A 13,915-nucleotide genomic window follows, 5' to 3' on the forward strand; every position below is an offset into this window, starting at 1 on the left:
TAACCTGCCCCTTGGGCATTAACCTGCCCCTTGGGCATTAACCTGCCCCTTGGGCATTAACCTGCCCCTTGGGCATTAACCTGCCCCTTGGGCATTAACTGCACTATACTGAACAGATCCCGCGAAGATCAGTTCGTTTTAAGGAAAAGGTTCAGGATCATGTTGCTTGCTTCCGCGCTCGATGCCCTTTCACTTCAAGAAAGTTTACACATCCCCAATCTCGTTCAGCCCGGCGCTCAGGCGGCATATATTGCCCGCTTGAGCAAAGAGGTACGCACCCAATTGGTGGTGGTGCATGACCGCAAGGAAGCCGAGCAGTATATGGCCTATCTCAAGGCCTTTGGCATAGAAGACTGTGTCTATTACCCCACCCCCGCACTTTCTCCCTACGAATGGAGCGGCGATGAGCGTTTGAGCTGTCATCAGCGTCACCATGTGCGTTACCGTCTGCAATATACAGATACCCCGCCCCAGATTATTCTGGTGGGCTATAAGGGGCTCAGTTACCAAATCATGGACAATATTACCTGGTATCAGCAGACGCTGACCCTGTATCCGGGGGATCGCCTGCCACCGCCGGTTTTGGTACAGCGTCTGATTCAATTGGGTTATCGCCCCTCAGGAAGTATTACCGAGCGCGGTGAGTTTACGCGGCGGGGGGGCACCTTGGATATCTATCCGATGGGGCTGGATCGGGTGCTGCGTTTGGAATGGTTTGACGATGAACTTGAAAAGATTTCCTCATACCGTCTCAACGATCCCCTGGATAAACCCAGCACAGATAAAAGTGGCGTGATTCCCCCAGCCTATGAATGGGTGATTCCTGACAATTTAGAAGCCCTTAAAACCCGCCTGCTGGAAAACCAACGTGGCAATTTTATTGCTCTTGTGCGTGATTTCAGCTATTCTTCTGAGCTTTACCAGATCATGTCGCTGCTGCACCCCGTGGGCGGTTTGCTGCAATGTTTGCCCGACAGCACACGTGTGGTCTGGACGGAGGGCATGCATACCAAGGCCAAGGGCTATGCCCATTTACTCGATGAAACCGCTCAGCAGCGGGCGATTGCACCCCAGCACCTGGGGCGTGAGTCGCTTGAAGCTGAATTGCAGCGCTTTGGCCAATTGCATTTTACGGGCCCCGATGGCCAGGGTTCGGGTACGCTTTTGCCACCGCTTGAAAAAAGCCTGGATCAGCTGACTGCGATTTTGCAGCAAACCCTTCACAAGGGCGGGCGGGTCACGGTGGTGACTCCCCAACCTCAACGTATTCTCTCAATTTTGAGGGAGCGTCGCTGTCCGGTGCAAACCGGGGGCGATGCCCTGAGCACAGGTGCGGTTCAGGTGCTTCAGGGGACTTTGCCTGAGGGCTTTGCCTTTGCTCCCTTGAATTGGTTCTGTTTTACCGATAAGGAACTCTTTCCCGGTCGGCAGCGGATCACCCGCGACAGCAAATTCAAGCGCAATACCTCGCCGCTGCAGCTCAGCCTGCTCAAGGAGGGTATGCTGGTGGTGCATGAAGTACATGGCATTGGGCGTTATAACGGCCTTGTGCAGTTTTCAACCACGGGTGAAACGCGTGAATATCTTTCGGTGCTCTATGCCGGGGATGATCGTCTGCTGGTGCCCGTGGAACAGATGCACCGCCTGCAAATCTACCATGGGGTTGGCGATCAGCGTCTCAAACTGCACAAGCTGGGCGGCGGAGAATGGGAAAAGGCCAAGAGCAAGGTTAAAAAAGCCCTGGTTGAGATTGCCGAGCAATTGCTGCGCACCGAAGCGGCCCGCATGCAGGCCGAAGGCATTACCTATCCTCCCGACAGTGAATGGCAGCGGGAAATGGAATTTGCTTTTCCCTATGAAGAAACCCCCGACCAGCTCAAGGCCATTCTCGATACCAAATTGGATATGGAGCAGCCCGTGCCCATGAACCGCCTGGTCTGTGGCGACGTGGGTTTTGGCAAAACCGAAGTGGCTTTGCGCGCAGCGTTCAAAGCGGCCATGGCGGGTTACCAGGTGGCGCTGCTGGCCCCGACTACGATTTTGGCGCACCAGCATTACCAGGTGCTCAAAGATCGCTTTGCCTCTTATCCCGTACGGGTTGAACTGCTCAGCCGTTACCGCACGGCCAAGGAAAGTGATCAGGTTTTTGCCGATCTCAAGGCCGGTGCCATCGATATTGTGGTGGCCACCCACCGCCTGCTTTCCAAAAAATTGCAGATGAAAAAACTGGGGCTGCTGATTATTGATGAAGAACACCGTTTTGGCGTGATGCAAAAAGAAAAACTCAAGGATATTCAACCCGGTATCGATATCCTGACCATGTCAGCCACCCCGATTCCCCGCACCCTGAATATTGCCCTGGGGGGATTAAAATCTCTCAGTTTGATTGAAACCCCGCCGCCGAACCGACAGCCGATCAAAACGGTGGTGGAACCCTTTAACGATGAAATGCTGAAACAGGCGATTTTTCATGAACTGCAGCGCGGGGGGCAGATTTACTATATTCACAACCGGGTCAAAGATATTGAAACAATAGGCGCCAAGCTTCAACAACTGGCCCCCCAGGCCCGGATTCGCACGGCCCATGGCCAGATGAGCAAGCAGGAACTGGAGCAGACCATGTGGGATTTTTATTCCCACGCCTTTGATATCCTGGTCTGTACCACGATTGTGGAATCGGGGCTGGACATTGCCAATTGCAATACCCTGATCATTGAGCGCGTGGAACTGCTGGGTCTGGCCCAGATTCACCAGTTGCGGGGCCGCGTGGGCCGTTCAAATATTCAGGCCTATGCCTATCTCTTTTATGATCCGCTCAAGCCCCTGACCCGCGAGGCGCGTGAGCGCCTGACGGTGGTGCGTGAATATTCAGATTTGGGGTCGGGTTATTATGTGGCGCTCAAGGATATGGAAATCCGGGGAATTGGCAATCTGGTAGGGCCACAGCAACATGGCAATATTGTTTCAGTCGGTTTTGAAACCTATTGCCAATTGCTTGAAGAGACCATAGCCCTGCTCAAAGGCGAAGTGCGTGAGGCGCGTGAAAGTCAGGCCTGCGTGATCGATCTCAATCTATCGGCCTTTATTCCCGATGGCTGGCTCGATGATGTGGCAGATAAAATGAGGCTTTACCGTATTTTGGCCTATAGCGACGATCTCGAGCAGATTGAACAGCAGCGCAAAGATTTGATTCAGCGCAAGGGCGAATTGCCGCCAGAAGTAGAAACTCTCTGGCGGGTCACACGGGTGCGGATCATGGCTTCTGAGCTGGGAATTCCCAAAATTGGCTTCAAGGGTCAGATGCTGGAATTGCAGGCCGTTTTGCCTGAAAACCGCTTTAAACTTGCGATCCGGCGCAACCCGATGCTTAAAAACTGGCAGTATAAACCCGAAACCTTGCTGCATACCCTGGCTCCTCAGCCACTCAAGAACTTGCAGCGGGTTGAAGCCTTCCTTGCTACACTGATGGAAATGGAAGCAGAACAGCTGGAGGAGCAACCGGTACATGTCGAATAGCCACCTGACCCAAAAAGGAATTGTCGCCATCGCTTTGGTGGTGTTTATGGGCGGGGGCTTTACCGCTGGAACCTGGTATTGGGTCAATCGCTATGATTATGTGGCGCGAGTCAATGGTGAGCGCGTGACCCGGACGGATTTTGCCCGCAGCTTTGAACAGGCCACCCAGCTCTATACCCGCCAGTTGGGCATGGATCTGAATTCTGAGCAGGGCAAAATGCTGCTGCCCATGCTGCGTGAAACCACGCTCAACCAACTGATTGAGAATCAACTGCAGTTGCAGGAAGCGAAAAAGCGCAAACTTACGGTGACTGCAGCTGAAATTGAGGCTGAATATGACAAATACCTGCGCACGGCCTATCAGGGTGATACCGCCCGTATGGAGCGTGAACTGGCTCGCAATAATTATTCCTTGTCAGATTTCCGCGAGGAGTTGCGCAGCCGACTGCTGATGCGCAAACTGCGTGAAGCCTTGGGCAAGGATTTGAAACTGACTGAAAAGCAGCTTGAAAACTATTATAAACAGAACAGTTCCCGTTTTCAGCAGCCTGAAAAAATCGAGGCCCGTCATCTTTTGATCAAGGTAGAGAAACCCGAGCAAGAGGCTGCCGCCAAAGCCCAGATTGAAAAAATTCTGACCGAGCTGAAAGCGGGGGGAGATTTTGCCGCCTTGGCGAAAAAATACTCTCAGGATACTTCCAACAAAGACAAGGGCGGTGATTTGGGGGCTTTTGCAAAAGGGGATATGGTGCCCGCCTTCGAAACCGCAGCTTGGGCGCTTAAACCGGGCGAATTCAGCCAAACGCCAGTGAAAACAGAGTTTGGTTACCATTTGATTCTGCGTGGCAAAACCCATCCTGCCGGGCTGCCGCCCTTGGCTGAGGCCCGCAAACAGTTTGAAAGCCAGCTTTTAGATCAGGAAAAAGAAAAGGCCTTGCGCACCTGGCTCAAAGAACAGCGCAACCAGTCTGAGATTGTCTTGGCAGAAGATATGGAAAAACCACCCGCACCGCCCTCTCCTGCCGCCAGTTCTGCACAGGCTTCTCCTATTGCCGAGGCCTCTGCGCAACCTCAAACTGTTCCGGCGAGTCCTGATAAGTCTGGCGCACCTAAAAGTTCTTCTGCGCCTTGACTTTTAAAAGGAATTTTAACCATGGACAAATTTAAAGACAGTCTGAGAAGATTCTTAAATAAAAAACAAATCGAATTACTCAAGCGATTATCGGCTTCGATGGTTCGTTTGTCTATCCAAATGGTGAGTCCTTTTGTTTTGCCGATTATGAAATTTATGGCGACTTCAGGTGAAGGTACCGATGCCTGTCTTAAGCGGGGGTTTTTGCCTGTTCCTGTACATTTTTATCAGCCTATTCCCGATCTTGAGGATTTAGAAAAAAGAAATATTTGGGCCAAAGAGAGTGCGCTTTCAGGCATTGAGTTTCAGTCAGAAAATTTCTTCGCATTCATGCAAAAAATTGCTGCTGATTTTTCTCACGAATGCGATTGGCCCAATGAACCAACTTCAGATCCGAAGCAATTCCATCTGCACAACAATTGCTTCAGTTATGGTTGTGCCTCAGCCCTGCATTGCATGATTCGCTATTTTAAGCCCAAACGGATTATTGAAGTGGGTTCGGGTTTTTCTTCGCGGGTGATTGCTGCTGCAATAGAGTTGAATCATCCAGAATCTGGCCCAACAGATTACCGCATTGTCGATCCGTATACAAATCTTGATTTAAAGAATTTTCCCGAACAAACCCAGTTGATTCGTCAACAGGTTGAAACACTGGATCTCGCTTTTTTTGAGTCGCTTCAGGAAAACGATATTTTATTCATCGATTCCAGTCATGTTTGCAAACTGGGAAGTGATGTGAACTTTGAAATTCTTGAGGTTTTGCCGAGCTTGAATAAAGGGGTTTTTATTCATTTTCATGATATTAATCTTCCCTATGAATACCCTGAGGTCTATGCCAAAAATCAAAAGTTCCGTGTATTTTGGAACGAGGCTTATTTGCTTCAGGCTTTTTTGGCGTTTAATAAAGAGTTTAAAGTGGTTTTGCCCATGGATTTTGTTCAGCGTCATTTCATCGAGGACCTGAAAGCCCTTTTCCCGGCGAGCTTAAAGACCGATTTTGGTTGGGTCAGTGGAAGTTTTTGGATCCAGCGGATTTTAAAATAAATCAGGCCGGTTTAAGCACCTGCTCAGTTCACCAGAACCTCTGGTAAACTGCTTAGGATGATTTGCCTACGAAAGAAGGATGAGTGATTGTGACAGAACAACGCAAAAAGGGCTCCCAGATTGGTGTTATCGCCATCGTGGCAACCCTCGTAATAGGCAGCGCCGCTGCAGCTGGAAGTTTTTTATGGGCCGGACAAACCGCCTTTGCCGCTAAAGTCAATGGACAGGTGATCAGCACCGATGAATTCACAACCTATGTAGAACGCGCGAAGAAACAATATGCCGGTCAGATTGGCATGGATTTCAATTCCGCAGCCGGTCAGACCATGTTGGTCAACCTCAAGAAAAATATCATGAATTCGCTGGTTGAAATGTCGCTGATGAAGCAAGAGGCCGAAAAAATGGGCCTTAAAGCCGATGAGGCTGAATTCAAATCCAAGTTTGATGAACTGCTCAAGGCCCGCTACAATGGCGACCGCAAAGCCTTTGATGAAGATCTCGAACGCAATAAATATACCTATACTGAATTTGAAACCCAGTTCAAACAGCAGATTTTGCTCAGCAAGCTCTATCAGAAGATCATTGAAAAGGTCAAAATTGAAGACGCTGATCTGAAGAAATACTATGATGAGCATATGGATATGTATAAGGAGCCTGAAAAAATCAAGGCCCAGCATATTCTGATCAAGGCTGAAGAAGGCAAAAAAGACGAAGAAGCCAAAGCCCTGAAAAAGGCTGAAGGCATTCTGGCCCAACTGAAAGCGGGCGGTGATTTTGCCAAACTGGCCAAAGCCAATTCCGATGATACCTCCAACAAAGACAATGGCGGTGATTTGGGCGCTTTTGGCAAGGGCATGATGGTGCTTCCCTTTGAAGAAGCCGCTTGGAAGCTCAAAGAGGGTGAACTCTCTGGGCCTGTAAAAACCCGTTTTGGTTATCATATTATTAAACGGGGCGGTTTACTGCCTGCCATGACCAAATCTTTTGATGAGGTCAAAGCCGGGATTCGTGATCAATTGGAACGCGAACGCAAACAGAAAACCTTTGAAGACTGGCTCAAACAGCTCAAAGAAAAGTCAAAAATCGAAATCAACGAAAAATTGACAGCCGCTCCGCCTGCACCTCCTGCGGGTGAAGCAGGCAAACCCGGTGAAGCCAAACCAGGGGAAACCAAGCCCGGTGAGCAGCCTGCTGCTCCCCAGACTGAAACCAAAGCCGGTGACGGTCACGAACACTGATTGGCATGACCCAAAAAATTGATGTGGTGGGGCTCGGTCCGGGCCCTGCCCGCCTTTTAACCCTTGAAACCCGTGATTTGCTCATGGCCGGTAATCCGGTCTATTTGCGTACGGCGGTGCATCCTACGGTGGCCGAACTGCGGGAATGGGGCTGTGCCTATACCAGCTTTGACAGTCTCTATGAGCAGGCCCCTGATTTCGACAAGTTGTATGCCCAGATTGTCGAGCAACTTTTGGCGGAGGTTGAGGCCCAGGGCCGGATTGTCTATGCCGTGCCGGGTAATCCCCTGGTGGCTGAGCGCACGGTTCAGCTGCTGCTGGAACGTGGCCCCCAGGAAGGGGTGGAGGTCAAACTGCATACCGCTGTCAGTTGTGTGGATGTAGTGCTTGAGGCCTTGGGGGCGGATCCCAGTGAAGGGCTGACCATTCTCGATGCCCTGACCCTGGAAGCCGATCAATTGGATTTTCGTCGTCCGCAATTGGTGACCCAGATTTATTCGCCCACGATTGCTTCTGAGGTCAAGCTGACCCTGCTGGATCGCCTGGAGCCCGAATACCCCGTGACCCTGGTGCGCGCCGCCAGTTGTGCTGATCAGCAGGTCGAAAGCCTGCCGCTCGAAGAACTGGATCGTGTGACTTGGATCGATCATTTAACCACGCTTTATCTGCCACCTGGGGGGCCAGAAACCCTGGCTCCGCTTGAGTATTTGCGTTGGGTGGTGGCCCGTCTGCGTAACCCCGAAGGCGGTTGCCCCTGGGATTTGAAACAGAATGCGCAGACTTTGCGTAAATATGTGCTTGAAGAAGCCTATGAGGTGGTCGAAGCCATTGATCAGGAGGACCCAGACGCCCTCTGTGAGGAATTGGGAGACCTTTTATTACAGGTCTATCTGCAATCCCAGGTGGCTCAGGATGAAGACCTTTTTGTGCTGGATGAGGTCGCCTTGGGCATTGCTGAAAAGCTGATCTATCGCCATCCCCATGTTTTTGGCGGCCCCACGCTTGAAACGCCTGAAGAAGTCAAGCGTCAGTGGGAAGATCTCAAGGCGCTTGAAAAAGCTGCCAAGGCCGGTGATCAAAAGCTTTCTGTGCTCTCTGATCTGCCAGCGGCTTTGCCCTCTTTAACTCTGGCTGAAAAAATCGGGCGCAAGGTGGCCCATGTGGGCTTTGACTGGCCTGAACTCAAGGGCGTGCTCGCCAAAATTGAAGAAGAATACCAGGAATTGCTCGAGGCCTGTGAGCAGGATGAGCCCGAGGCCATTTTTCATGAATTGGGCGATGTCTTTTTTACGCTCGTGAACCTGGCCCGTTGGTTTAAACTCGATCCTGAAGACGCCATGCGACAGACCAATGCCCGTTTCGTGCGTCGTTTTCAAGCCATGGAAGCAGCTTTGGCCGGACGCAGCCTGAAAGAGCTCGCGCTTGAGGAATGGGATATCCTCTGGAATCAGGCCAAGGAGCAGGTGGGGTGATCGCCTTTTTGCGGGGGATTCCCGCTGCATTTGGGCCCAGCAGTGTGACGCTTGATGTGCAGGGGGTGGGCTATGAAGTACAGCTCAGTGAGCGTTACCGTCTGCAATTGCAGGCTGCAGGCAAAGCTGAAGTGACGCTTTTGACTTGGCTGGCCCACCGTGAAGACAGCATGGAGCTGTTTGGCTTTGAATCCCGCCAGGAAAAAGAACTCTTTCTTTTGCTCAACCGGGTCAGTGGCGTGGGCCTGCGTACGGCGCTGGCGATTGTCTCTGCACTTGAAGTTTCAGAAATTATCACGGCGATTGCAGGCAATCAGCCCAAGGTCTTGACCCGTGCCCCCGGAATCGGGCAAAAAACAGCCCAGCGGATTATTCTGGAATTACGTGAGAAATTGGCGAAGATCTACCCTGATCTGCCGGTTTCTACTTCAGCGGGCCCGCTGGAACCTGGGATTCAGGAAGAAGTGGAAGTGACGCTTTTGGCCCTGGGCTATGGCCCTGATGAAATCGCACGGGCCTGGGGACTTTTGCCTGCTTCTGAAAATCCAGCCGATGCCGATGCCGTCATTCGTTTTTTGTTGACCCAATTGGGGCCCTGATCCAAAAAACAGGGTCTGGATCCGAAGTTCGTTACAAAATTTAATCAAAAGATAAGCCTCTTTTAGGGCTAAATCAAAAAATGGACGTAAGATCTGAAAAGGATGTTAGGATAATACTTGTGGAGATTATGCCCTGGAGGACATCATGACCATCGGTTACAATAACAATCAAGCAGCCCTGCTGGCAGGCATGAACCCTGTCGGTTATCAGCAGGCGGTTGCTGCTCCGGGTTATGCCCCTTATACCCCGAGTTATACCTTGCCGATTCAACCTGCTCCCATGCAGCCCCCCGGAATGAAAGTAGACAATTACGAATCTACCCGCGACAAGAACGCCGGAGATTTTGTGGCCGGATTCTTCACCGGCGCTGGCAAGGCGATCTATGATATGGGCCATGGCCTGTTCTTCCTGGGCAAAACCGCAGGCAATATCGTGACCCATCCGATTAAATCCGCTCAGTGGGTCGGGGGTGCCGCCATTCATGCCGTCAGCCATCCGATTCAAACGGGTGAAGCGATTGTCACCCTGCCTTTTAAAGTGGCCAATGGGATTGTTAAACCTTATTCACAAGCAATTCAACAGGGCCGTTATGGTGAAGCTCTGGGCCGTCTGACCGTTGACGTGACCGTGATTGCTGCCAGCTTTGGCAATAAACCTGCCGGTGGTGGCCCTGCGCCTGCACCCGGTCCCACTCCCCCTCCTCCGCCTCCTCCTGCACCTACACCTGTTGCAGATGTGGTCAGCGTGGTGGATGATGCCGCCAAGGTCGTTCCCGGCGGTGGCGTGACCAATAATGTCACCAGTCAGGTCGGTGATGTTCTGCTTGAAAAACTCGTCAATGTTGAAAATGTTGCTCCGGGTGCCACTGTCAATATCAATATCGGCAATGTCGAAATTGGCAAAACGGTGATGAGTGGAACCATCAATGCCACCAGTGGTGGCGGTGGTGCCATGAAGACTGTGGGTAAAATGGTTGAAAATGCAGACGAAGTGGCGAAGGTGGTTTCTCCCCAAACCGCCTATGAAGTCGCTCAAGCCGTTGAAACCGTGACCCCGGCCGCTGAGGTCGTGACGGTAGCGGCTGAACAGAGCCGAACCGTGGGCCAGATTATTGGCGGCGGGATTGATACGATTATCCAAGGGCCTGGCAAGGTCTTCAATGCAATTGGCGATGGCTTCAATGCTGTGGGCAATGGCATCAAGAATATTGGCAATGTGGTTCTCCATCCGCTGGATGCCCTCAAGGGCATGAACCCTGTCAACACGGCCGAATGGATTGGCAATGGTCTGCGCACCGGCGCCGATTTAACGGCCAAAGGCCTGGTCTTTGCCGCCCAGAACCCCAAACAGGCTTTGATTATCGCCGGTGCTGTAGGCCGGGGGGGCAAAGCCGCAGAAGATATTCTGATGGAATTCGATCTGGTTCGCTAAACGCGATCTCTGTTTTAAAAGCCCAGTCATTGACTGGGCTTTTGTGCTGAAAAAAATCTATTTTTTGTGTAAAATACAGTTATCTCTGTGTTTTGTTGTGTAAAATTAATTAAATCTTAAATTAAGGTAAAATTTTCAGCAAGTTTAATGGCTTTGCTTGCGATAATTCAGATCAGAGACCGTCTGTTCAGTGAAGGAGTGCCCCATGCAAATAGGACCCAAATCCCCCCAAAACCCGCAACCTGCGAAGCAAAGTTTTCAGGTCGGCAGCTATGATGAGGGGGCGCTCGATCTGGCGGACAAGGTCACGGTAGAGCGCAAACAAACCTTTAAAACCCGCGCTGAAGCGGTGGCTTTTGCAAAAGCCAATCCCGGTTCTGAGATGGTGGTGGAAAGGGTCAAGCCTGGTCAGGGCCTGGGTTATGACGTGTATCAGGTCACAATTCATGACAAAGGTCAAAAACTGGGATCGCTCAAGGATATGCAAAACCTGCAACTCTTTGACAAACCCGTCAATCAAATTCAAAAAGAAACCGGTCTGCACAGCCAGCGCGCTTTTTTCGTGACCGAGAATGGTGAGACCAGCCCCAATCTGTATCCCCAGAAATTTGACCGTACCCATTATGATAAACTGCGTGCCACGCTGGGTCTGCAAGACAGTAAACAGTGGTTCAAGCTGGTGGATAAGTATATGACGGCTCCTTCGCCCGAAGACAGCCTGCCCCCCATCAGCAGCAAAGAACTGGCCGATCTCAAATCCCATCTCAATCCTGGGGATATTATCATGACAGGCAATAATGGCTCGTTTATTCACGGGATTATCTACGTGGGCCAAGACAAAGAATTACAGGCCCAGCTTGAAAAGAAATGGAAGATGGCGCCTGGCAGCCTCAACGGCGAAGGCCTGATTCTGCATTCTTTGGCGGCAGACCACGGCGCAGAGATTGAAATCAATGGCAAAAAACAGCACCAGCCCCCCGGTGGGACAGGCGTGATTATCGATACGATTGAGCGCTACAATGCCCGCAATCCCCGCGATGTGATGATTGCTGTTGAGGTCAAAGGTTCGACCGAGGCCGATCGCAAGGCCGTGATCGCCGAGGGCAAGAAAATGGTTGGCAAAGGCTATGACAATGGCTTCAATACCTTTGATGACCGCGATATCTATTGCACCGAGTTTATTTATAAATCCTGGCTGGCCTCACCCGATGCCGCCCCAGAATTTGCCACCCAGTTGCACCCTTTGATTCCGCAAACCTCAGCCCCTGTTTCAGGGTGGCTTTATGACAAGGTTTCAGATAAAAAGCAACAGGAAATGAAAGACGATGGCTATCTCTACCAGGAAATGGTCATGACCGATGGTATTATTACCAGCCCCTCGGTCCATTTGAAATGGGCCAGTCAGAATGCCGATCAGTCTGAGTTTTTCAAGAAACATGAGCGTTGGGCCGAGGGCATGGCCGGTAAAATTTCCCCGGATTATAAAGCCCTTTTGCAGGAAAATGTCCCTGAGCAGGCGGCGCGCTCCAATGAACTCTTGGGCCAGATTCGCACGGCTTCAGCCCGTACCCGCCAGCAACTGGCGGCTCCTGAAGCGCCGGCGAAACCTGTGGTGCCCGCCCCACCGCAAAAACCCAGCCATTAAGGCAAAGGCTATTTCAATGCTGAGGATTTTCGCCTGCGCCTTGATTCGGCATGATTTGTTTGACTGAGTGCTTTGCTGCTAGAAGGTTTGTCTGCGTTAAAAAGCCCCTTTACGGGGCTTTTGCAGTTTTTTCCTGGAAAGGCAGCAATTGAGCGGGTTCAGGATATACTGGAGTATCACACAAGGAGATGCGGGAGCGGTTCTCGATTTTAATTCCCGCGCAAGGCAATGAAACAGGCAGAAATGAAACTTCCCTATCTGGCAGAATGTGATGTTTTGGTGCTGGGAGGCGGTTCTGCTGGTGCTGCTGCTGCGATTGCGGCTGCCCGTAGCGGAGCGCGCACGATTCTGGTTGAGCAGAATGGTTTTTTGGGCGGGACCTCTACCGCTGCCCTGGTCACGCCGATGATGGCCAACCATTTGCAGGAAAAACCGCTGAACCAGGGGATTTATCTCGAAGTGCTGAACACCCTGCTCGAAACGGGAGACGCTGCGGTGTATAAGGACGGCAACGCTGGTTGGTTCAACCCCGAAATGCTCAAACTGGTGCTTGAGCAAAAAGCGGTTGAGGCGGGAGTGCGCCTGTTTTACCATGTTTATTTCTCCGAAGCCGTGGTTGAAGATCGGGTTTTAAAGGGCGTGGTGGTCGAAACCAAATCCGGGCGCGGCATGATTGCCGCAGAGGTTTGCATTGACGCGTCTGGCGATGCCGATCTGGCGTTTCAGGCCGGGGTGCCGATGGTGGTGGGCCGCCCCGAAGATCATGCCAATCAGCCGATGGCCTTGCGTTTTAATTTGGGCCATGTCGATCTGATCAAGGCCCGTGATTATTTCGCTTCTTTGGGAGAGTTTGATTGGACAGACAATCCCCACGACCCAGAATTGCCCCTCTGGACGACTGCCTGCACCTGGGATAAGTCCTGGCCGCTCAGCCCTGTTTTTCAAGCTGCGGTGGCAGCTGGGGACCTGAGTGAAGATGATGCCGCCTATTTTCAGATCTTTACCGTACCGGGCCGTCCGGGAGAAGTGGCTTTTAATTGCCCGCGCATGGATCAGCTTAAAAATTCACTTGATTTTCAGCAACGCAGCCAGGTTCAGGTTGAAGGCAAGCAGCGGATTCTCAAGCTTTGGCGCTTTTGCCAGCACTATTTGCCGGGCTTTGAAAAAAGTTTCATTGCCCAGATTGCGCCCATGCCTGGTATTCGTGAATCACGCCGGATTGTGGGTGAGTATGTGCTGAGCAGTGAAGATTTTTTTGCTGCGCGTAAATTCCCCGATGCGATTGCCCGCAACAATTACCCGATAGATATTCACAGCCGCGACAAAAGCGGAGGCCTGCATTTTATGAAGGCGGGAGATTATCACGAAATTCCTTTTCGCTGTCTGTTGCCGCTTGAAATCGAGAATCTTCTGGTGGCGGGGCGTTGTCTTTCAGCGGATTTCGCGGCCCAGGGGGCTGTGCGGATTATTCCCAACTGTTATGCCATGGGGCAGGCCGCAGGTACTGCCGCAGCTTTGGCTGTGCAGCAAGCCTGCAGTCCACGGGAGCTGGATTCTGAAACCCTGATGGCGGCCTTGCAGACCCAGCAGCTATTGGCCTAGCCCTCACTTAAGTCTCGAAGTTGTCAGAGAGGCAGTGAAAGCCGTCGAGATTTGAATCGCATTGCCCCGTTCTTGTTTGCGTTTTTCATGATCAGCACAGCACATATTTAAAATAAATCGGACTGCCAATCATCCAACTGAGTGGGTCTCCTGATGCCCCATTGGGGGTGATATAAGCAATATCTTGTGTTCCTGCAAACCAAGTGCAGGAAACACGGCTGATTGGCTCATATGC

Annotated in this window: 9 protein-coding genes; all 9 read left to right on the forward strand. The window is 51.5% G+C overall.

The genetic code is table 11. From position 1 onward, the window contains the following. The first annotated feature begins 159 nt into the window (after positions 1–159). On the forward strand, positions 160–3,516 hold the full coding sequence (gene mfd, locus COW20_23995) for a transcription-repair coupling factor (GenBank protein PIW44483.1): 3,357 nt from the start codon (positions 160–162) through the stop codon (positions 3,514–3,516). After that, a complete protein-coding gene (locus COW20_24000; GenBank protein ID PIW44484.1) occupies positions 3,506–4,648 on the forward strand; it encodes a hypothetical protein in 1,143 nt (380 codons plus the stop codon). The genes mfd and COW20_24000 overlap by 11 nt, the downstream gene beginning before the upstream one ends. A 21-nt stretch (positions 4,649–4,669) precedes the next feature. Then, positions 4,670–5,692: a class I SAM-dependent methyltransferase gene (locus COW20_24005; protein ID PIW44485.1), complete on the forward strand. Its 1,023-nt coding sequence runs from the start codon at positions 4,670–4,672 to the stop codon at positions 5,690–5,692. Positions 5,693–5,775: 83 nt separating this feature from the next. Continuing rightward, positions 5,776–6,930 (forward strand): hypothetical protein, encoded by a 1,155-nt coding sequence (locus tag COW20_24010; GenBank protein PIW44486.1) that lies wholly within the window; start codon positions 5,776–5,778, stop codon positions 6,928–6,930. 5 nt (positions 6,931–6,935) lie between these two features. Continuing rightward, positions 6,936–8,402 (forward strand): nucleoside triphosphate pyrophosphohydrolase, encoded by a 1,467-nt coding sequence (locus COW20_24015; protein PIW44487.1) that lies wholly within the window; start codon positions 6,936–6,938, stop codon positions 8,400–8,402. Further along, a complete protein-coding gene (gene ruvA / locus COW20_24020) occupies positions 8,360–9,001 on the forward strand; it encodes a Holliday junction branch migration protein RuvA (protein PIW44488.1) in 642 nt (213 codons plus the stop codon). The genes COW20_24015 and ruvA overlap by 43 nt, the downstream gene beginning before the upstream one ends. A gap of 145 nt (positions 9,002–9,146) precedes the next feature. Further along, positions 9,147–10,433, forward strand: coding sequence for a hypothetical protein (locus COW20_24025; protein ID PIW44489.1), 1,287 nt, complete (start codon positions 9,147–9,149; stop codon positions 10,431–10,433). 205 nt (positions 10,434–10,638) lie between these two features. Beyond that, positions 10,639–12,078: a hypothetical protein gene (locus COW20_24030; GenBank protein ID PIW44490.1), complete on the forward strand. Its 1,440-nt coding sequence runs from the start codon at positions 10,639–10,641 to the stop codon at positions 12,076–12,078. 228 nt (positions 12,079–12,306) lie between these two features. Next, the gene (locus COW20_24035) at positions 12,307–13,680 is read left to right on the forward strand and encodes an FAD-dependent oxidoreductase (protein PIW44491.1); all 1,374 of its coding nucleotides are present in this window, start codon (positions 12,307–12,309) and stop codon (positions 13,678–13,680) included. Positions 13,681–13,915: the final 235 nt, after the last annotated feature.

It is taken from the genome of bacterium (Candidatus Blackallbacteria) CG13_big_fil_rev_8_21_14_2_50_49_14, from assembly GCA_002783405.1.
Classification (GTDB): domain Bacteria; phylum Cyanobacteriota; class Sericytochromatia; order UBA7694; family UBA7694.